This is a genomic window from Luteimonas granuli (genome assembly GCF_007795095.1).
GTDB lineage: Bacteria > Pseudomonadota > Gammaproteobacteria > Xanthomonadales > Xanthomonadaceae > Luteimonas > Luteimonas granuli.
Genome location: NZ_CP042218.1, coordinates 1,888,249 through 1,906,360, shown reverse-complemented (window position 1 = coordinate 1,906,360; position 18,112 = coordinate 1,888,249). Strand labels below are relative to the sequence as shown.

21 protein-coding genes are annotated in these 18,112 nt (G+C 71.4%); 3 read left to right on the top strand and 18 right to left on the bottom strand.

The genetic code is table 11. The annotated features are described in order from the left end of the window. Positions 1 to 8: 8 nt before the first annotated feature. Genes rodA through FPZ22_RS08715 form a run of 5 tightly spaced genes read right to left on the bottom strand, consistent with a single transcriptional unit; the run spans position 9 to position 5,482 of the window. Positions 9 to 1,121 (bottom strand): rod shape-determining protein RodA, encoded by a 1,113-nt coding sequence (gene rodA / locus FPZ22_RS08735; protein WP_144892212.1) that lies wholly within the window; start codon positions 1,119 to 1,121, stop codon positions 9 to 11. Further along, positions 1,118 to 3,091 carry a penicillin-binding protein 2 gene (gene mrdA, locus FPZ22_RS08730; protein ID WP_144892210.1) on the bottom strand — a complete coding sequence of 658 codons (1,974 nt, stop codon included), beginning with the start codon at positions 3,089 to 3,091 and terminating at the stop codon, positions 1,118 to 1,120. Before mrdA ends, rodA begins: the two co-directional genes overlap by 4 nt. Further along, positions 3,088 to 3,573, bottom strand: a complete 486-nt coding sequence (mreD, locus tag FPZ22_RS08725) for a rod shape-determining protein MreD (RefSeq protein WP_144892208.1) — start codon at positions 3,571 to 3,573, stop codon at positions 3,088 to 3,090. Before mreD ends, mrdA begins: the two co-directional genes overlap by 4 nt. Next, positions 3,570 to 4,415, bottom strand: coding sequence for a rod shape-determining protein MreC (gene mreC / locus FPZ22_RS08720; RefSeq protein ID WP_144892206.1), 846 nt, complete (start codon positions 4,413 to 4,415; stop codon positions 3,570 to 3,572). The genes mreD and mreC overlap by 4 nt, the downstream gene beginning before the upstream one ends. A 23-nt stretch (positions 4,416 to 4,438) precedes the next feature. Next, complete coding sequence (locus FPZ22_RS08715; RefSeq protein WP_144892205.1) at positions 4,439 to 5,482, bottom strand: rod shape-determining protein; 1,044 nt, start codon at positions 5,480 to 5,482, stop codon at positions 4,439 to 4,441. Between the two features lie 280 nt (positions 5,483 to 5,762). Between FPZ22_RS08715 and FPZ22_RS08710 the strand changes: the two genes are divergently transcribed. Continuing rightward, entirely contained in the window at positions 5,763 to 6,695 is a 933-nt protein-coding gene (locus FPZ22_RS08710; protein ID WP_144892203.1) for a carbohydrate kinase family protein, read from the top strand. A gap of 16 nt (positions 6,696 to 6,711) precedes the next feature. Here the strand turns inward: FPZ22_RS08710 and FPZ22_RS08705 are convergent, their stop codons facing one another. The 3 genes from FPZ22_RS08705 to ubiE all read right to left on the bottom strand — a co-directional run bounded on the left by FPZ22_RS08705 (position 6,712) and on the right by ubiE (position 10,389). Then, positions 6,712 to 7,461: a hypothetical protein gene (locus tag FPZ22_RS08705; RefSeq protein WP_144892201.1), complete on the bottom strand. Its 750-nt coding sequence runs from the start codon at positions 7,459 to 7,461 to the stop codon at positions 6,712 to 6,714. 14 nt (positions 7,462 to 7,475) lie between these two features. Beyond that, a complete protein-coding gene (locus FPZ22_RS08700) occupies positions 7,476 to 9,536 on the bottom strand; it encodes a M1 family metallopeptidase (protein ID WP_144892199.1) in 2,061 nt (686 codons plus the stop codon). Positions 9,537 to 9,630: 94 nt separating this feature from the next. Further along, entirely contained in the window at positions 9,631 to 10,389 is a 759-nt protein-coding gene (gene ubiE / locus FPZ22_RS08695; protein WP_144892197.1) for a bifunctional demethylmenaquinone methyltransferase/2-methoxy-6-polyprenyl-1,4-benzoquinol methylase UbiE, read from the bottom strand. 35 nt (positions 10,390 to 10,424) lie between these two features. On the opposite strand from ubiE, the gene FPZ22_RS08690 reads away from it, so the two are divergent. After that, a complete protein-coding gene (locus FPZ22_RS08690; RefSeq protein ID WP_144892195.1) occupies positions 10,425 to 10,880 on the top strand; it encodes a nucleoside deaminase in 456 nt (151 codons plus the stop codon). A gap of 31 nt (positions 10,881 to 10,911) precedes the next feature. Here the strand turns inward: FPZ22_RS08690 and FPZ22_RS08685 are convergent, their stop codons facing one another. Continuing rightward, entirely contained in the window at positions 10,912 to 11,337 is a 426-nt protein-coding gene (locus FPZ22_RS08685; RefSeq protein WP_144892193.1) for a hypothetical protein, read from the bottom strand. A 49-nt stretch (positions 11,338 to 11,386) separates the two neighbouring features. Between FPZ22_RS08685 and FPZ22_RS08680 the strand changes: the two genes are divergently transcribed. Next, the gene (locus tag FPZ22_RS08680) at positions 11,387 to 11,734 is read left to right on the top strand and encodes a hypothetical protein (protein ID WP_144892191.1); all 348 of its coding nucleotides are present in this window, start codon (positions 11,387 to 11,389) and stop codon (positions 11,732 to 11,734) included. Positions 11,735 to 11,750: 16 nt separating this feature from the next. Here FPZ22_RS08680 and FPZ22_RS08675 read toward each other — a convergent pair whose 3' ends face one another. From FPZ22_RS08675 to FPZ22_RS08635, 9 genes are all read right to left on the bottom strand, one after another. Next, positions 11,751 to 12,203: a hypothetical protein gene (locus tag FPZ22_RS08675; RefSeq protein ID WP_144892189.1), complete on the bottom strand. Its 453-nt coding sequence runs from the start codon at positions 12,201 to 12,203 to the stop codon at positions 11,751 to 11,753. A gap of 104 nt (positions 12,204 to 12,307) precedes the next feature. Beyond that, complete coding sequence (hslU, locus tag FPZ22_RS08670; RefSeq protein WP_425462997.1) at positions 12,308 to 13,699, bottom strand: ATP-dependent protease ATPase subunit HslU; 1,392 nt, start codon at positions 13,697 to 13,699, stop codon at positions 12,308 to 12,310. 2 nt (positions 13,700 to 13,701) lie between these two features. Continuing rightward, positions 13,702 to 14,253 (bottom strand): ATP-dependent protease subunit HslV, encoded by a 552-nt coding sequence (gene hslV, locus FPZ22_RS08665; protein ID WP_144892187.1) that lies wholly within the window; start codon positions 14,251 to 14,253, stop codon positions 13,702 to 13,704. A 109-nt stretch (positions 14,254 to 14,362) separates the two neighbouring features. After that, positions 14,363 to 14,830, bottom strand: a complete 468-nt coding sequence (locus FPZ22_RS08660) for a DUF1203 domain-containing protein (RefSeq protein ID WP_144892185.1) — start codon at positions 14,828 to 14,830, stop codon at positions 14,363 to 14,365. An 89-nt stretch (positions 14,831 to 14,919) separates the two neighbouring features. Then, the gene (xerC, locus tag FPZ22_RS08655) at positions 14,920 to 15,780 is read right to left on the bottom strand and encodes a tyrosine recombinase XerC (protein WP_246121022.1); all 861 of its coding nucleotides are present in this window, start codon (positions 15,778 to 15,780) and stop codon (positions 14,920 to 14,922) included. Between the two features lie 121 nt (positions 15,781 to 15,901). Beyond that, positions 15,902 to 16,576: a DUF484 family protein gene (locus FPZ22_RS08650; RefSeq protein ID WP_144892181.1), complete on the bottom strand. Its 675-nt coding sequence runs from the start codon at positions 16,574 to 16,576 to the stop codon at positions 15,902 to 15,904. Further along, positions 16,573 to 17,442 carry a diaminopimelate epimerase gene (gene dapF / locus FPZ22_RS08645; RefSeq protein WP_144892179.1) on the bottom strand — a complete coding sequence of 290 codons (870 nt, stop codon included), beginning with the start codon at positions 17,440 to 17,442 and terminating at the stop codon, positions 16,573 to 16,575. Before dapF ends, FPZ22_RS08650 begins: the two co-directional genes overlap by 4 nt. Continuing rightward, positions 17,429 to 17,680 (bottom strand): LPS translocon maturation chaperone LptM, encoded by a 252-nt coding sequence (gene lptM / locus FPZ22_RS08640; RefSeq protein WP_144892177.1) that lies wholly within the window; start codon positions 17,678 to 17,680, stop codon positions 17,429 to 17,431. The genes dapF and lptM overlap by 14 nt, the downstream gene beginning before the upstream one ends. A 9-nt stretch (positions 17,681 to 17,689) precedes the next feature. After that, complete coding sequence (locus tag FPZ22_RS08635; protein ID WP_144892175.1) at positions 17,690 to 18,109, bottom strand: YbaN family protein; 420 nt, start codon at positions 18,107 to 18,109, stop codon at positions 17,690 to 17,692. Between the last annotated feature and the right edge of the window lie 3 nt (positions 18,110 to 18,112).

Genomic DNA, 18,112 nt, shown 5'->3' with positions numbered 1-18,112 from the left:
GGGCCGCGTCAGCGTTTCCGGGCGGGACGATGCGCGCCCACCGCCATCACCACGCCCATGCCCGCGAGCAACGAGACCGCCGCGGTCCCGCCGAAGCTCAGCAGCGGCATCGGCACGCCCACCACCGGCAGCAGGCCGGAGACCATTCCGCCGTTGACCAGCACGTAGACGAACAGCGCCAGCCCGAGGCCGCCGGCCAGCAGGCGCCCGAAGCCGTCGCGCGACTCCGCCGCGATCCACAGGCAGCGCCCCACCACCACCAGGTACAGACCCAGCGTCAGCAGCACGCCGAGCCAGCCGAACTCCTCCGAAAGCACCGCGAAGATGAAGTCGGTGGTGTGCTCGGGAACATAGTTCAGGTGCGACTGCGTGCCCTGTCCCCAGCCCTGGCCCCGCAGGCCGCCGGAGCCGATGGCGATCTTCGACTGGATGATGTTCCAGCCCGCACCCAGCGGGTCCGATTCCGGATCGAGGAAGGTCAGGATGCGGTCCTTCTGGTACGGCCGCAGCAGCCAGAACCATGCCGCGGGCGCCGCGGCCGCGACCGCCGCGGCCGCGGCCACGAACCACCACCACGACATGCCGGCCAGGAACAGCACGAAGGCGCCGCTGCTCGCCACCAGCATGGCGGTGCCGAAGTCCGGCTGCAGCAGGATCAGTCCGGTGGGCACGGCCGCGAGCAGCATGGCCACGACCGTGACCACGAAGCCGGGCGGCTGCGGCCGCGCGTTGAGGTACCAGGCGACCGCCATCGGCAGGCTGAGCTTGAGCAGCTCGGCGGGCTGGAAATAGAACACGCCCAGATCGAGCCAGTGGGCGCCGCTGCGTCCGGTGCCCACGAACAGCACCGCCACCAGCGGCAGCAGCGAGAACAGGTAGGCCGCCGGCGCGGCTTCGCGCAGGCGCTGCAGGGGCACCCGGGACAGCAGCCACAGGACGCCGAGGCCGACGCCGTAGCGCGCCCCCTGCGAAACCACGAGGGCATTGTCCTGGCCCCCGGCGCTGTGCAGTACCGCCAGGCCGATGCCCATCAGCGCCAGCAGCGCGCCCAGCAGCATCCAGTCCAGGGTGCGCACGAAGCGCTGCAGCAGTTCGAGCAGGAAGCGGAGGATGTCGTTCACGGCGTCACACTCCCGTCGTCCCGCGGTTCGACGGCCACGGCTCCCGGCCCGGAGAACACCGCCGAGACCACGCCTTCGAACGGATCGACCGGCGCCTCCAGCTCGCCCTCGCCCACCGCGGGCCCCGGCATCTCCCCCAGCAGCCAGGCATCGAAGATGCGCCGCGCGATCGGTGCCGCGGTGGCGCCACCGTAGCCGCCGTGTTCGACCACCACCACCAGCGCGATGGTCGGGTTCTCCGCGGGCGCATAGCCCGCGAACAGCGCCTGGTGCCGAAGGTGGTACGGCAGGGTCCGTGGATCGAGGCTGACGTCGCCACGGCGGCCGATCTTCTGCGCGGTGCCGGTCTTGCCGGCCATGCGGTAGGGCGCGCCCCGTGCCATCGCGGTGGCGGTGCCGCGGCCGTGGATCGTGTTCTCCATGCCTTCCTGCACTGCGCGCAGGTGCGCCGGGTTGTCGGTGATGCGCGGCGCGGGCGCGGCCGGCAGCGGGGTCCAGGGTGCGTCGTAGCCGGTGCGCCGCTCCGCCGCCAGGCGCAACGGGTACAGGGTGCCGCCGTTGGCGATGGCGGCGGTGGCGCGCGCCATCTGCAGCGCGGTGGCCACCCAGTAGCCTTGGCCGATGCCGGCGATCACGGTCTCGCCCGGGTACCAGGGCTCGCGGCTGTTGCCGGCCTTCCATTCCCGCGACGGCACGATGCCCGCGGTCTCGCCGGTCAGGTCGATGCCGCTGGGCTCGCCGAAGCCGTAGCGGTGCATGGCCGCCGCCAGCCGGTCGATGCCCATGTCGTAGGCGAGCTGGTAGTAGTAGTAGTTGATCGAGCGCGAGATCGAGTCGCGCAGGTCGACCCAGCCGGCGGCGCGTCCGGCGTCCCTGTAGCCGCGGCGCTGGCCGGGGATGAAGAACTCACCGGTCGAGAACACCCGGCTCTCGGGCGTGCGCAGGCCGCTGTCGAGTCCGGCCAGGGCCATGAACGGCTTCACGATCGAGCCCGGCGGCCCGCCCCCGAGCACGTTGCGGTTGAACAGCGGCCGCGCGGGATCGTCCATCAGCGTGCGGTAGTCGCTGGTGGAGATGCCGTTGACGAACAGGTTCGGGTCGTAGCCGGGCAGGCTGACCATGGCCAGCACCTGGCCGGTCGCCGGATCCACGGCCACCGCCGATCCCTGCATCTCGCCGAAAGCCTGCACCACCGCCCGCTGCAGTTCGGCATCGATCGAGAGCCTGAGGTCGGCGCCGGCGGTGGCCGGCATCAGCCCGAGACGCCCGAGGGCGCGGCCCTCGACGTTGGTCTCGACCTGCTCGTACCCGACCGCGCCGCGCAGGGCCTCGTCGTAGTACCGCTCCACGCCGGTACGTCCGGTGTGGGTGAAGACCGCATGACCTTCGCCGAAGCGGGCGATGTCGTCCTCGTCGGTGCGGCCGACGTAGCCGACCACGTGCGCCAGCAGTTCCCCGTAGGGATAGCGGCGGTTGAGGTAGGGCACCAGCTCGACGCCCGGGAAGCGCCAGCGCTCGACCGCGAAGCGCGCCGCTTCCTCGTCGTCGATGCGGAGCTTGAGTGGGATCGCGCGGAACGGACGCGTGGCCCTGCGGGCAGCCTCGAAGCGTGCGAGATCCTCCGGCGAGAGCTCGACGACCTCCGACAGCGCCGCGACCAGGGCCGGGATGTCGCCGGCGTCCTCCGGGGTCACGTCCAGGCGATAGGCGGGCACGTTGTCGGCCAGCACCCGGCCCTCGCGGTCGAGGATGAGACCGCGGCCCGGCACCACCGGCCGCGGCTTGATGCGATTGGCCTGCGAGCGCCGGGCGTAGTCGTCGTGGTCGAGCACCTGCAGCTTGAAATACCAGCCGGCCAGGCCCAGCAACGACAGCACCACCACGGCAAAGCCGATCAGTGCGCGCCCGCGGAACAGGCGCGCTTCGGCCTCGGCGTTGCGCAGGCGGCCGTGCGCGTCCGGCCGTCTCACCGGCGCGCGCCGCGGCCCATGCGGAGCGCGTCCAGGAGCACGAACAGGGGCGTCCACAGCAGCATCCCGGGCAGCGGCGCCCACCAGTAGGCCAGCGGCAGCAGCGGTTCACCCAGTGCGAGGTGGATGACGGTGCTGATCACGCGGTCGTTGAGCAGCAGGCCGCCGATGGCCAGCGCCTGCTGCGGCATCGGGAAGAAGCGCAGCTGGGTGCGGAAGCGCTGCAGGATGAAGGCCATCACCACCAGCCGCAGCGCCTGTTCGCCGAGCAGGCCGCCGAACGCGAGGTCGGCCACCAGACCGACGGTGAAGGCGAAGCCCAGCCCGACGCGCTCGCTGTCCTCGATCACCCAGTAGGCGACCACCAGGGCCAGCCAGTAGGGGCGCAGCGGCTGCAGCAGCGCGGGCATCGGCAGCAGGCCGAGCAGCAGCGCCAGCAGGACGCTGACCGGGAGCACCCAGGGGCGCGCACGGGCGCTCATTCCCCCTCCCTCTCGCGGACCAGCAGCACGTCGCGGCCACGGTCGAGCTGGGCGGCCGCCTCGACGTCGCCCAGCAGGAAGGCGCGGCTCTCGTCCGGACGCAGGGCGGCGATCGTGCCCACCGGGAAGCCCGGCGGAAAACGCCCGCCCAGGCCGGAGGTGATCAGCACGTCGCCGGCGCGGACGTCGCTCGACAGCGGCACGTTGCGCAGCTCGAGCACATCGCTGCGTCCCGCGCCGTAGACGATGAGGCGCACGCCGGTGCGCGCCACCACCACCGGCACGGCGTGGTCGGGGTCCGTCAGCAGCAGCACCACGGCGGTGGTGGGCGTGGCTTCGATCACCTGCCCCACCAGGCCCCCGGCGTCGATCACCGCCTGCCCGCGACGGACACCGGCCCGCGTCCCGGCGTTGAGCATCAGGCGCTGGCGGGTCGGGTCGAGGTCGACGTCGAGGATCGGCGCCAGCTGCACGTCGAAACCGCCACGCTCCGCGGCGCCGAGCAGGCCGCGCAGGCGTGCGCTCTCCTCGGCCTCGACCTGCAGCCGGGCCTGGCGCGCGGCGCCGAGCAGCAGCTCGTTGCGGAGGCGGCGGTTCTCCTCGGACAGGCGTGCGCGGGTGGCGGCGTCGTCGCGCAGCCCTTCGCCCAGGCGGGACGGCAGTCCGGCGAGCCACCACAGCGGCTGCACCGCGACGCTGGCATGGCCGCGCAGCTGGGCGAGCCAGTCGCCGCGGTGGTCGGACACGATCAGGACCACGCTGATCGCCAGATAGGCCAGCAGCCGCAGGGTGCCGGCGACGTCACTGGACCGGGGGGCGGCGGGGCTGGCGTAGCTGGACACGGGACGGGCCGGGTGCTGTCAGCTCACTCCGAGGCGAAGAACTCGTTGCCGTGCATGTCGAGCAGTTCGAGCGCACGGCCGCCGCCCCGGGCCACGCAGGTCAGCGGATCCTCGGCCACCTGCACGTGCAGGCCGGTCTCCTCGCTGAGCAGGCGGTCGATGTCGCGCAGCAGGGCGCCGCCGCCGGTGAGCACGATGCCGCGCTCGGCGACGTCGGCGCTGAGCTCCGGCGGCGTCTGTTCCAGCGCCTGTCGCACCGCGGCGACGATGCCCATCAGCGGCTCGCGCAGCGCCTCGAGCACTTCGTTGGAGCTGATCCGGACCATCTTCGGCACGCCCTCTGCAAGGTGGCGGCCGGAGATCTCGGTCTCCTGCACCTTCTCCTGCGGGTAGGCGCAGCCGAGTTCGATCTTGACCCGCTCGGCCGTGGCCTCGCCGATCAGCATGCCGTGGTTGCGGCGCACGTAGTTGATGATGGATTCGTCGAAACGGTCGCCGCCGATCCGCGCGGACTGCGAATAGACCACGCCGTTGAGCGCGATCACCGCCACCTCGGTGGTCCCGCCGCCGATGTCGACCACCATCGAGCCGCGGGCCTCGGTGACCGGCATCCCGGCGCCGATCGCGGCGGCCATGGGCTCCTCGATGAGCGAGACGTCACGGGCGCCGGCCTCCATCGCCGAGTCGCGGATCGCACGCTTCTCCACCTGGGTGGAGCCGGCCGGCACGCAGATCAGCACCCGCGGGCTGGGCCGCAGGAAACGGCTCTTGTGCACCCTGCGGATGAAGTACTTGAGCATCTCCTCGGTATAGGTGAAGTCGGCGATGACGCCGTCCTTCATCGGGCGATGCGTGGTGATGTTGCCCGGTGTGCGGCCGAGCATCTGCTTGGCCTCGCTGCCCACCGCGGCCACCGCCCTGACGCCGCCGCTGCGGTCCTGGCGCACGGCCACCACCGACGGCTCGTTGAGCACGATTCCCTGGCCGCGGACGAAGATGAGGGTATTGGCCGTGCCCAGGTCGATGGACAGGTCGTTGGAAAACATGCCGCGGAACTTCTTGAACATCGGATGCGCGCGTCCGTCAGGAGGGGGGCGGGGAACGGGGGATTTCCCGGGAAATCGGGATCGTGCAGCGTAGCAACCACCCCCTGCCCCGGCAAGGAACACCGGTCCGGGAACCGCATCGCGCTTGGCCCGGCCCGGCCCCGGGCGCTAACCTATGCGGCCGCGCGGCCCCGGACCCAGTCAGGCCGACCCCGCGCCCCTCCGCCGGTTCCCGGCACCTCCCCGAAAACGAGAACGCCGTCCCACCGGGCCGGCACCCAGCCCCCGGAGCGCCTTCCCGATGCCTGCACTGATCTGCGGTTCCCTGGCCTACGACACCATCATGGTGTTCCCCGACCAGTTCAAGAACCACATCCTGCCGGACAAGGTGCACATCCTGAACGTGTCGTTCCTGGTGCCGCGCATGCGCCGCGAGTTCGGCGGCTGCGCCGGCAACATCGCCTACAACCTCAAGCTGCTGGGCGGCGACCCGATCCCGATGGCCACCGTGGGCCAGGACTTCGCCCCCTACCGGGCCTGGTTCGAGGACAACGGGATCACGCTGGACCGGGTCAAGGTGATCGAGGACCTGTTCACCCCGCAGGCCTTCATCACCACCGACCACGACAACAACCAGATCACGGCCTTCCACCCGGGCGCGATGATGCGCAGCTACGAGAACCACGTGCGGGACGTGCCCGGCGTCACCATCGGCATCGTCAGCCCCGACGGCTACGAGGGCATGCTGCAGAACGCGCGCGAGTTCCACGAGGCCGGCATCCCGTTCATCTTCGACCCGGGCCAGGCCATGCCGCTGTTCAACGGCGACGAGCTGCGTGCCTTCATCGAGCAGGCGGACTACGTCGCCGTCAACGATTACGAGTCCAACCTGCTGCAGGAGCGCACCGGCTGGGACGAGGACACCATCGCCAGCAAGGTGAAGGCCTACATCGCCACCCGCGGGCCCAAGGGCGCCTGCATCCTGGCCGGCGGCAGGCGCCACGACATCCCGCCGGCCCAGGAACGCCGCATCACCGATCCCACCGGCTGCGGCGACGCCTTCCGCGCAGGCCTGATCTTCGGCATCGAGAAGGGCTACGACTGGGAGACCATCGGCCGCATCGGCAACCTGATGGGCGCGCTGAAGGTCGAGCATCCGGGCACGCAGAACCAGCGCTTCGACTACGCCGCGTTCGCGGCGGAGTTCCGGTTGCAGTTCGGCTACGCGCTGTAGGCCCTGCGGCGGGCCGTCAGTTCCAGGCCGGCAGCTGCGCGCGGTCCAGGCCGCCCACTTCGAACTCGGCCGTGCGCGTGCCGCCGGCCTTGACCGGATACTCGACCTTCAGCCGCCTGGCGCCGTCGATCATCCGCCAGAGGGCGCGCTCGTCGTCGATGAACATGGCGATGGCCTCGTCGGTGTCCGGCCGGTTGGCGGCCATGCGCCTCGGTTCGGCGTCGTCGACGGTGACCGTCACCCGGCAGGCGCCGTAGCAGTCGAAATCGCCGGCCTGCATCACCAGGTAGCTGGAACGCCCCCACTCCGGATGGTCGCGGAAGATCAGCCGGACCGGCTTCGCGCCGCTGCCGTCGCTGTCCACGTTCTCCTTCGAGAAGATCGCCGCCGAGAGCTGGGTGCCGCCCTTCAGCGGCTCCGCGTTGTAGGCCCAGAGCGATGCCAGGCGCGCATCCTCGCGAGCGGCATTGCCCCTGGCGCGCGCCTCCACGTGCAGCGGGCGGATGCGCTCCGCCGCCGCGGTGTCGGGCCAGCGCGCCAGCAGCACGTCGCCCTGCGCCCCGGCCAGCACCCAGTTTTCCGCGGCATACGCAGCATCGAAGTCGGCGGCGGCCTGCTCCGCCGCGGCCTCGTCGGCCTGCGCCCGGGCGGCGGCTTCGGCCTCGGCGCGGGCCGCGGGGTCCTGGCAGGCGGCGAGCGCCAGCAGCGACGCGCAGAACGCGGTCGCCAGGGCGGCGCGGAGACGTGCGGGGGACCGGTTGTCCATGGTGGCCGCCGGACTCAAGGGCCGCTGGGCGCGGGACGCGTGGGGTCGCCGTCCGCGGCGGGCATCCTCGTCCTCGCCGGAGCGGTGGGTCCGGCTTCCGGAGCGGGACGCGCGGCCTCCGCCGGCAGGGACGTGCCGCTGCCCGGGGCCGGCTTCGCCTCCGCGATCACGCGCTCGACCGATGCGGTGGTGATCGGATGGTAGCCGGGACGCGCGGCCTCCAGCTGCTGCTTCGCGAACTGCAGGCCGGCCTCGGTGGCCACCAGCGCCTGGTACGTCGGCATGATCAGCTTGCGGCGGCCGATCCTGCGCAGGAAGTCGGCCATCGCCGGATAGGCCTGGACATAGCCGCTGCGCACCGCGAGCGGGTACCAGCGCTGGGCGAGCTCGCCGTTGCGCGTGCCGGTGAGGCGGTAGGCGGTATCGAGCTGCGACAGTTGCTCGATCGACAGTGTCTCCGGCAGGCCCTCGAGGAAGTGCACCCATTCCTGCGTGCTCCATTCGCCGGTGATCACCTGCGGCGGCAGGGTGCCGCTGCCCATCCACGCCAGACGCGCGCTGTCGACCACGCCGAAGTTGCGCGACCGCACCTGCGGCGCACTGCCGGGAATGCCGGGCTCGTACAGCCAGGCGTCGAACTCCTCGCGGCTGACCCTGCCCGGATACGCGTCGAGCAGATGCTCCTGCGCATACTCGACGAAGCGCGAGGTCGGGATCGACTGGAAGGCGAAGTGGTCGAAGTAGCCGCGCAGGAAGGCGTCGAATTCGGCGCGGCCGAAGCGCTCCTCCAGGAACTGCAGGAACCATGCGCCCTTGTCGTAGGACACCGCGCTCAGCGAGGCGTCAGGGTCCTTGACCACGCCCGGGCGCACGGCCAGCGCCTGCTCCTCGGGGCTCATCTTCCCGATCTCGGCCTTCAGCCCGTTGCGCGAGATCACGTATTCCATGACGGCGCGCTCCTTGCCGTAGAGCGCCTCGATGATCCGGTTCTCGACGTAGCTGGTGAAGCCCTCGTTGAGCCAGCCGTCCTTGGCGCTGGAGTTGGTGACCAGGTTGCCCGACCAGCTGTGCGCCAGCTCATGCGCGATCAGCGCCACCAGCGACTTGTCGCCCACGATCACCGTCGGCGTGGCGAAGGTCAGGCGCGGGTTCTCCATGCCGCCGTAGGGGAAGGACGGCGGCAGCACCAGGATGTCGTAGCGCTCCCAGCGGTACGGCCCGTACAGCGACTCGGCGGTCGCGATCATCTGCTCGGTGTCCTCGAACTCGGCCACTGCGCGGTCCACCGCGGCCGGCTCGGCCCAGACGCCCGAGCGCGCCGAGATCGGCCTGAACACCAGGTCGCCGGCTGCGATCGCCATCAGGTACGAGGGGATCCGCTGGGGCATGCGGAAGCTGTAGTCGCCGTCGCGCACGGCGGCCGGGTCGTTGTCGGCGCTCATCAGCACCATCACGTCGGCCGGGGCGGTCACGCGGGCGCTGTAGGTGTAGCGCACGCGCGGCGTGTCCTGCAGCGGGACCCACGAGCGCGCGTGGATGGCCTGCGACTGGCTGAACATGAAGGGCGTGACCTTGCCCTCGGTCATCGAGGCGTCGAGCCACTGCAGTCCCGAGGCCTGCGGCGAGGTGCGGTAGGTGACGCGGATGCGCACGTCGCGCTCCGGCGACCGGATCGTGAGCCTGCTGCCCAGCAGGTCGTCGCGGTCGGCGAGCTCATGCTCCAACGGCTTCCAGGCAAGGCCCGGGGCCTCGGCCTCGACCCGCTCGATGGTCAGGTCGCGGGTATCGAGCACCAGCGCCGTGGCCGTGTCGTCGCGCCAGTCCAGGGTGTAGGTGGCGGTGCCGCTGATGGTGCGGGCCCCGAAGTCGAGCGCCAGGTCGAGCGCCAGGTCGTCGATGGCGACCTTGTCGGGCTCGGCGTAGGAGTGCTCGTCGTAATCGTCGCTGGCGGAGGCGGCCGCCGGCCGGGCGGCCACGGGCTCCTCGGCGGGCGTGGGTTCGCGCTTGCAGGCGGCCACGGCGATCAGGACCAGGGCGGCGAAGGCGGCCAGGCGGAAGAAGCGACTCGGGATCATGGGGGGTCCGACAGCTGGAACAGCTGCCGATTCTAGCCGCTGGCCGCGTCGGGCGCGTCTCCCCGGCGGCGCATCCGGCTCCGCCGGTGACGCCTCAGGCCTTGCAGCCGTCGTGGATGGCGACGATGCCGCCCGACAGGTTGCGGTAGCGGCAGCGCGCGAAGCCGGCGGCCTCCATCATCGCCTTGAGCTCCTCCTGCGGCGGGTGCTTGCGGATCGACTCGGCCAGGTAGCGGTAGCTGTCGGAATCGCCGGCGAAGAGGCGCCCCAGCTTCGGCAGGACCTGGAAGGAGTGGAAGTCGTAGAGTGGCCTGAACCAGTCCGGGACTTCGGAGAACTCCAGCACCCGCGCCTGGCCACCGACCTTGAGCACGCGCAGCATCTCGCGCAGCGCCGCGTCCTTGTCGGTCACGTTGCGCAGGCCGAAGGCGATCGTGACCAGGTCGAAACTCCCGTCCGGGAACGGCAGCGACTGCGCGTTGCACTGCACGTAGCTGAAGCCGCGCACGTTGCCCCGGTCGACCATGCGGTCGCGGCCCACGCGCAGCATGCTGCCGTTGATGTCGCCCAGCACCAGTTCGCCGGTCTCGCCCACGCGCGGGCGCAGCAGCGCGGCGATGTCGCCGGTGCCACCGGCGAGATCGAGCACCCGGTCCCCGCGCGACACCTGCGCGGTGGCGGTGAAGTAGCGCTTCCAGATGCGGTGGATGCCGAACGACATCAGGTCGTTCATCAGGTCGTAGTTGCCGGCCACCGACGAGAACACCTCGCCCACCAGCTTCTGCTTCTCGGCCACCGGCACGTCGCGGAAGCCGAAGTGGGTGGTGTCGGGGCGGGGCGCGCGGTCGGTCATGCGAGGATTATCGCACCCGCCGGCCGGAGCCGCCCATGATCGCCACCCCCGACTACCCTGCCCTGCTCGAGACCGCCCTGGAGGAGGCCAGGCGCGGCCTGGCCGAGGGCGGCGTCCCGATCGGCGCCGCCCTGTACCACGCCGACGGCCGCCTGCTGGGCTGCGGCCACAACCGCCGCGTGCAGGAGGGCGACCCCTCCATCCACGGCGAGACCGACGCCTTCCGCAAGGCCGGCCGCCAGCGCTCCTACCGCGACACCATCATGGTCACCACGCTCGCGCCCTGCTGGTACTGCAGCGGCCTGGTGCGGCAGTTCAACATCGGCACGGTGGTCGTGGGCGAAGCGGTGAATTTCGCCGGCGGCATCGACTGGCTGCGCGAGACCGGGACCGAAGTCGTGGTGCTGGACGACGAGCGCTGCGTCGCGATGATGCGGGAGTGGATCGCGGCCAATCCCGGGCTGTGGAACGAGGACATCGGGGAAGACTGAGCAGGCTGCTCCGCCGGTGGCCGGATCGCGGTCAGCCCTTTCCGGCGGTGGCCAGCGCCGCCACCAGTTCGCGGACCAGCCGGCGATGGCGCTCGTCCAGTGCGAGGAAGGCGTCGATCGCGTGCCGGTCCTGCGCGCTGGCCGTCCATGCCGCCTTGGGCTCCCGCACTTCGCGCCGCTCCGCCTCCTCGCCGTAGAGCCAATCGAGCCGGACCCGGAGCAGCGTCGAGAGCGCCCGCATGTTCTCCGCGCGCGGAATGGACCGTCCGCTGAGCCAGCGGTGAGCCGCGGCCGGGGTCACTGCCATGCCGCCGTATTGCGGGAGCAGCCGCGCCAGCTCGACGGCGCTCTCGGGCACCTTCGCCTCGCGCAGCGCCTTGCGCAGCCGGAGGCCGAACTTTTTCTGCTCGCTCGTCATCCGGGCGACGGTAGGCGGCCGGATGGTGGCATCAATCAATTATTGATTCATGCCATGATCAATTCTCACTTCATGCTGCGGCCCCACCATGCCCGGCCGAGACGAGGACGCCCCTGCCCGGAAGCCGCAGCCGCTGGTGAGGCGCAGCCACAGGCCGAAGGTGCTCCGCTTCCGGGATGACGCGGTAGCCACCACGCTGGGCGACGGCCGCTATGAGGCCGGCTTCCGCGGAGATGCACTCACCGGCCTGTACTTCCTGACCCCCTTCACCGTGCTGGGCGGCCGGATCGTCGAGGGGCTGTGCGTTGAAGGACGCTTCGCGTGGACGCAGAAGAAGCTCGACGCCGAACTCGACCGGGGGACGACGGTCGCGCTTTCGAAGCGGTTCGGATTCAACTGCAGACGCCACCCCGGTCCGGATCCCGGACCGGGGTGAAGCTGGCGCGCGCGCCTCAGCGCGCCTCGATCGTGAACGCTCCGAACGCCACGCCCAGGTCGAAGCCCTCGCCGGTGCCGGCCAGCGCCAGCGACACCTCGCCCTTGGTCATCACCTGGGCCTTGCTGGACTTCACCGCGCCGGCGTGGGCCTCGGCGCTGGCGTAGGTGCCGAGCACCTCACGGATGTCGCGCACCGCGGAGAACTCGCCGCGACCACCGCGGATCTCGGACTTGCCCACGCTCAGCCCGCCGCCCCTGGCCTTGATGCTCACCGCCATCGACTGGCCGTTGTCGCAGCTCACGCGGCCGCTGCCGGACGCGGTCTTGTAAAGAAGGGACCAGCCGGCCATGTCGAAGTCGAGGCGGCAGGACACGTCGCGCGCCGAAGCCGGCAGCGCGACGGCGAAGAGCGCCAGCGCGGCGAACGGGACAAGGACGAGGCGGGCGACCAGCGGATGCCTGGACATGGAGGATCTCCAGTGTGCGTTGATCCACCGAGCTTAGTCCGCACCTATGGCCGGTCGCGTCGAGGCCGCTGCCTGCGGTTCATTCGCGCGTCAGTCTCGCCGGCTCAGAGGATGTAGCGGCTCAGGTCCTGGTCCTGCACCAGCCCGCCCAGCTGACCCTCGACATAGGCGCGGTCGATGCGCACGGCGCCGCCGCGGTCCGGCGCCTCGAAGCTCAGGCTGTCGAGCAGGCGCTCGAGCACCGTGTGCAGGCGGCGCGCGCCGATGTTCTCCTGGCGCTCGTTGACCTCGGCGGCGATCTCGGCGAGGCGCTCGATCGCGTCGGCGCCGAACTCGAGCTCCAGGCCCTCGGTCTTCATCAGCTCCACGTACTGTTTCGTCAGCGCGGCCTTCGGCTCGGTGAGGATGCGCACGAAGTCGTCCTTCGACAGCGCCGACAGCTCGACGCGGATCGGGAACCGGCCCTGCATCTCCGGGATCAGGTCGCTGGGCTTGGCAAGGTGGAAGGCGCCGGAGGCGATGAACAGGATGTGGTCGGTCTTCACCGGCCCGTACTTGGTGCTGACCGTCGAGCCTTCGACCAGCGGCAGCAGGTCGCGCTGCACGCCCTCGCGGCTGACGTCGGCGCCCACGCCCTCGCTGCGCCTGGCGACCTTGTCGATCTCGTCGATGAAGACGATGCCGTGCTGCTCGCAGGCCTCGATCGCGGCGGCGCGCACCTCGTCCTCGTTGATCAGCTTGCCGGCCTCCTCCTCGACCAGCAGCGGGCGCGCGGCACGGATGGCCATGCTGCGCTTCTGGGTGCGGCCGCTGCCGAGGTTGGCGAACATCTGCCGCAGCTGCTGGCCCATCTCCTCCATGCCCGGCGGAGTCATGATGTCGACGCCGCCGCCCATGGACAGGTCGAGCTCGATCTCGCGCTGGTCGAGTTCGCCCGCGCGCAGCTGGCGGCGCAGCTTCTGGCGGGTCTCGGACTCGCGCGAGGACGGCTCGGCGCCGATGTCGACGGTGGTGCTGCCCTGCGGTGCGGCGCCGAAGCCGAAGCCCGGCGACTGCGATTCCCGCCTGGGCAGCAGGGCATCGAGGATCCGCTCCTCGGCGCGCTCCTCGGCCTGGGTGCGCATCTTCTGCTTGGCCTGCTCGCGGTAGAGCTTGACCGCGGTGTCGGCGAGGTCGCGGATGATCTGCTCGACGTCCTTGCCGACGTAGCCGACCTCGGTGAAGCGCGTGGCCTCGACCTTCACGAACGGGGCGTTGGCGAGCGTCGCCAGGCGCCTCGCGATCTCGGTCTTGCCGACGCCGGTCGGCCCGATCATCAGGATATTCTTGGGCATGACCTCGTTGCGCAGTTCGTCGCCGAGCTGGGCGCGGCGCCAGCGGTTGCGCAGCGCGATCGCGACCGCGCGCTTGGCCTCCTGCTGGCCGACGATGTGGCGGTCGAGCTCCTGCACGATCTCGCGCGGGGTCATGGTGGCGTGGGAGGTGTCGGGTTTCATGCTCACAGCTCCTCGACCACGACGTTGCGGTTGGTATAGATGCAGATGTCGCCGGCGATGTTCAGCGCCTCGACGGCGACCGAACGCGCATCCAGCGATGTGTGCGCGAGCAGCGCGCGCGCCGCGGACAGCGCAAACGGGCCTCCTGAACCGATCGCGACCAGGCCGTCCTCGGGCTCGATCACGTCGCCGGTGCCGCTGATGATCAGCGAGGTGTCGCTGTCGGCGACGGCGAGGAGGGCCTCGAGCTTTCCAGAGCGGCGCTCGGTGCGCCAGTCCTTGGCGAGCTCCACCGCCGCACGCGTGAGCTGGCCGTGCTTCTCGAGCTTGGACTCGAACAGTTCGAACAGGGTGAAGGCGTCGGCGGCGGCGCCGGCGAATCCGGCCAGGATCCGGCCGTCCTTGCCGAGGCGGCGCACCTTGCGCGCATTGGCCTTCATCACCGTGTTGCCGAGGGTCACCTGGCCGTCGCCGGCGATGGCGACGCGGCCCTCGCGGCGCACCGAAACGATGGTGGTGGCGTGAAAGACGTGGGGGTTCTGGCTGGGGTCCATGCGGCCTCCGGAGGCTGAAACTTCCAGATGGGGCCGGGAACCGGCGCCATCAAGTTCTTCCGGGGTTCCAGACGGCCGGCCCCAAGGGGGGGAGGCGCGCCGATGGGGCTCAGGCCCTGTGCGCGACGCAGGAGAAGCAGCCGCGGCGTGCGTTGTGCAGATGGACGTAGGCCACCGCGCCGTCGTCGAACATGCGCCCGAGCCCGGCCGCGACCTCGTCGCCCTCGCACACCGTCGCGTCCACCATCATGTGCGCGGCGTCATACGCGCGCAGCGACATCAGGCGCCGGGTGACATACGGCGGCACCACGCCCGGCGCCAGGACCCGCGGCGTCGCGTCGCGGCGGACGAAGACCGGGCCGGAGGCGCGGTATGGCGAGTCCGCGGGCTGGTGCCGGTAGGGCAGGAGCAGGAGTTCCGCCCCGGGCTGCGCATCCTCGAGCGAGACCCGGCAGGGATAGCCGAAGTCGCGGTCGGCGATGCAGCGCCTGGCCCCGAGCCGCGACAGGGCGTCGTCGTCGAGGTCGAACAGGGCGCGGAAGGGTGCGGGGTCGATGCCACTCAGTCGGAAGGCCATGGGCGGGGCTCCTGGGGGAAGACGGAGCCTGCGGCACCAGGCCAGCGGATACTCGCCGGATCCGGACACGGAGTGCGCGCTCCGGATCCTCAGCCGCTGCCCTTGCGCCGCTTCGCCCGCGGATGCGCCTCGTCGTAGACCTTCGCCAGATGCTGGAAGTCCAGGTGGGTGTAGATCTGGGTGGTGGCGATGTCGGCGTGCCCCAGCAGTTCCTGCACGCCGCGCAGGTCGCCCGACGACTCCAGCACGTGGCTGGCGAACGAATGCCGCAGCAGGTGCGGGTGCACGTGCTTGAACAGCCCCTGGCGCTGCCCCAGCGCGCGCAGCCGAAGCTGGATGGCGCGGGCGCTGATCGGCGCGCCGCCGCGGCCGGGGAATACGGCCGCGTCGGGCCCGGGTGGCTGGCCCGTGGCGGCTCCGACGCTTTCGGCGCGCCAGTCGGACAGCGCCCGGCAGGCATGCGAACCCACGGGCACGGTGCGCTGCCGGCTGCCCTTGCCGAGCACGGTCACCAGGCCCTGCTCCAGGTCCAGGTCGCGCCAGCGCAGCATGCGCAGTTCGGACAATCGCAGGCCGGATGAATAGAACAGCTCCAGCAGCGCGCGGTCGCGCAGGCCCAGCGGAGCATCGGTCGGCACTTCCACCAGCGCCACGGCCTCGTCCACGTCCAGCACTTGCGGCAGCCTGCGCGGCGCACGCGGCGCGCGCACGCCGGTGGCGGGATTGGCCCTGACGCGGCCATGCTTCAGCAGCCACTGGTAGAAGCTGCGGCAGCCCGAAAGCCGGCGTTGCAGGCTCTTGGGGGACAGCCCGCGGCGGTGTTCGGCGGCGACGAAGGCCCGGATGGCGGCGCCGTCGAGCGCCAACAGGTCACCCTGGCCCTGCGCCGCCGCCCAGGCCGCCAGGGCATCGAGGTCGCGGCGATAGGCGTCGAGCGTGTGCGCCGACATGCGGCGCTCGACCTCGAGATGCGCCAGGTACCCGTCGACTGCAGGATGCGGCCCCGCGGCGGCGGCGCGCCGTGCATCGACCGTCGTCACCGTGCGCCGTCCCCGCCGCGGCCTGCGCCGCTCAGTCGCGATGGCGCAGCAGCGCCACCGCGAAGGCCTCGCCCATCATGCGCAGGAACAGCGTGCCCATGCCGGGATAGAAGCGGTTCGGGTCGCGGCTGCCGACCGCGACCAGGCCCAGGCCCTCGACCGGCAGCAGCGCCGTGGAGGCGACCTCGTCGACGCGCGCGGCATACAGCAGCGCCTGCTTGTCGGGATGCAGGCGGCCGCACAGCGGTTCGCCATCGCGGATGCTGTCGACGAAGGGCTGCAGCCGGCGATCCTCGCGGGCGATGACCTGCAGCCATTCCTCCTCGCCGAGGCCCGGCACGGAGTCGAACAGCACCACGCGCACCAGGTCGCCGTTGAAGTCCTCCGCCAGGGTCGCGACCATCGCGCGCACCACGCCGGCGGCGCTGCGGGGGCGCATCAGCGCCAGCGTCAGCTGGTGGGTGCGCACGGCCAGGCGCTCGTTCTCCTGCGACACCGTGTACAGGTCCTGCAGGCGGCGCGAGAGCTCGCGGTTCTTGTCGCGCAGCACTTCGAGCTGATAGCTGGCCAGCGACGCCGCCGGGCCGTCCTCGCGCGGCACCACCATGCTGATGGCCAGGTCCGGGAACTGCTGCAGGAACTTCGGGTGGCGCCGCAGCCAGGCCGCGACCTCATGGGCGCCGATCTTTTCCACGATGTCGGTCATGCGTTGAATTCCCCTTCAAAGACGAACGCCGCCGGTCCCGCCATGCGGATGCCGCCGTCGGCGTCATGATGGATGCGCAGCGTGCCGCCGGGCAGTTCGACGTCCACGCCCGCGGCCGCGTCCACCCGGCCGCGCCGGGCCAGCACGGCGACCGCGGCGCAGGCGCCGCTGCCACAGGCCAGGGTCTCGCCGACGCCGCGTTCGTACACGCGCAGGCGGATGCGGCGACGGTCCAGCACCTGGGCGAAGCCGACGTTGCACTGCCGCGGAAAAGCGGCGTGCCGCTGCAGCGCCGGACCGACCTCGGAGACCGGCGCGGCGTCCACGTCCCCGACCTCGAGCACGGCGTGGGGATTGCCCATGGAGACCGCGCCCACGTGCAGGGTGCCGTCGCCGGCCTCGATCGCATAGCCCTCGGACTCGGCGTCGAAACCGGCCAGCGGGATCTCCGCCGGCGCGAATGCCGGCACCCCCATCGCGACCTCGAAGCCGCCATCGTCGAGCGCACGCACGCGGTGGCTGGCCACCGGGCTGTCGAGCACGAAGCTGCCGGATGCGGAGCCGTCGCGCACCAGCCACGCGGCCACGCAGCGTGCGCCGTTGCCGCACTGCTGCGAGGGCGAGCCGTCGGCGTTCCAGATGCCATAGGAGGCGACCGCCTCCGCACTGCGCGGCGTAGAGATGGTCAGGACCTGGTCGCAGCCCACGCCGCGATGGCGGTCGGCCAGCAGGCGGCACTGGGCGGCGCCGGGAGGCGGACGGCCGTCGCGCAGGTCGAGCACCACGAAGTCGTTGCCGGCGCCGTGCATCTTGCTGAAGCGCAGCCCGGCCGGTGCGCCGGGGGGCGTCGGATCAGGCGTCGTCATCACCGTCATCGCCGGTGACCGGCGGCGCCGGGTCGTCGCCTTCGCCATCCACGCCTTCCTCGATCTCCTGGAGGGTTGCATCGTCCAGGTCTTCGGCGTCGCCGCGCTCGGCCGGCCCGACCGGCAACTCGTCGTCTTCCGGCGCGGGCGGCGGGAGCAGCGGGCCCTTGTTGCCGCAGGCGGACAGCGCGAGCGCGGAGGACAGCAGGGCGAGGGGCAGCAGGGCGCGGAGGTTCATGTCCGCAGTCTAGCGCGGCGGTGGTTCCGGCCGCATCCACAGCCAGACATCGACCGCCACCATGCACGCGATCGGCAGCGCCACCGCCCACCAGCGTCCGTAGCCGGTCAGCCAGGCGAAGGCGAGCAGGATCGCGGACGAGGCCGCCATCGCGCCGGTCGCCAGCCACTTCGAGCGCCGGGTGATGGCGCCGTGGTCATGCCAGTCGCGGATCATCACCCCGAACTCCGGGTGCGCCAGCAGCCAGCGGTGCAATCTCTCGGATCCCTGCGCCGCGGCCCAGGCCGAGAGCAGGATGAAAGGCACCGTGGGCAACCCCGGCACCACCACGCCGAGCAGGCCGAGGCCAAGCGCGGCATAGGCCAGCAGCCACCACGCCCAGCGGAAGCGCCTGCGACGCGCGCCGGGCGACGCGATCCGGGGCGGCATTGA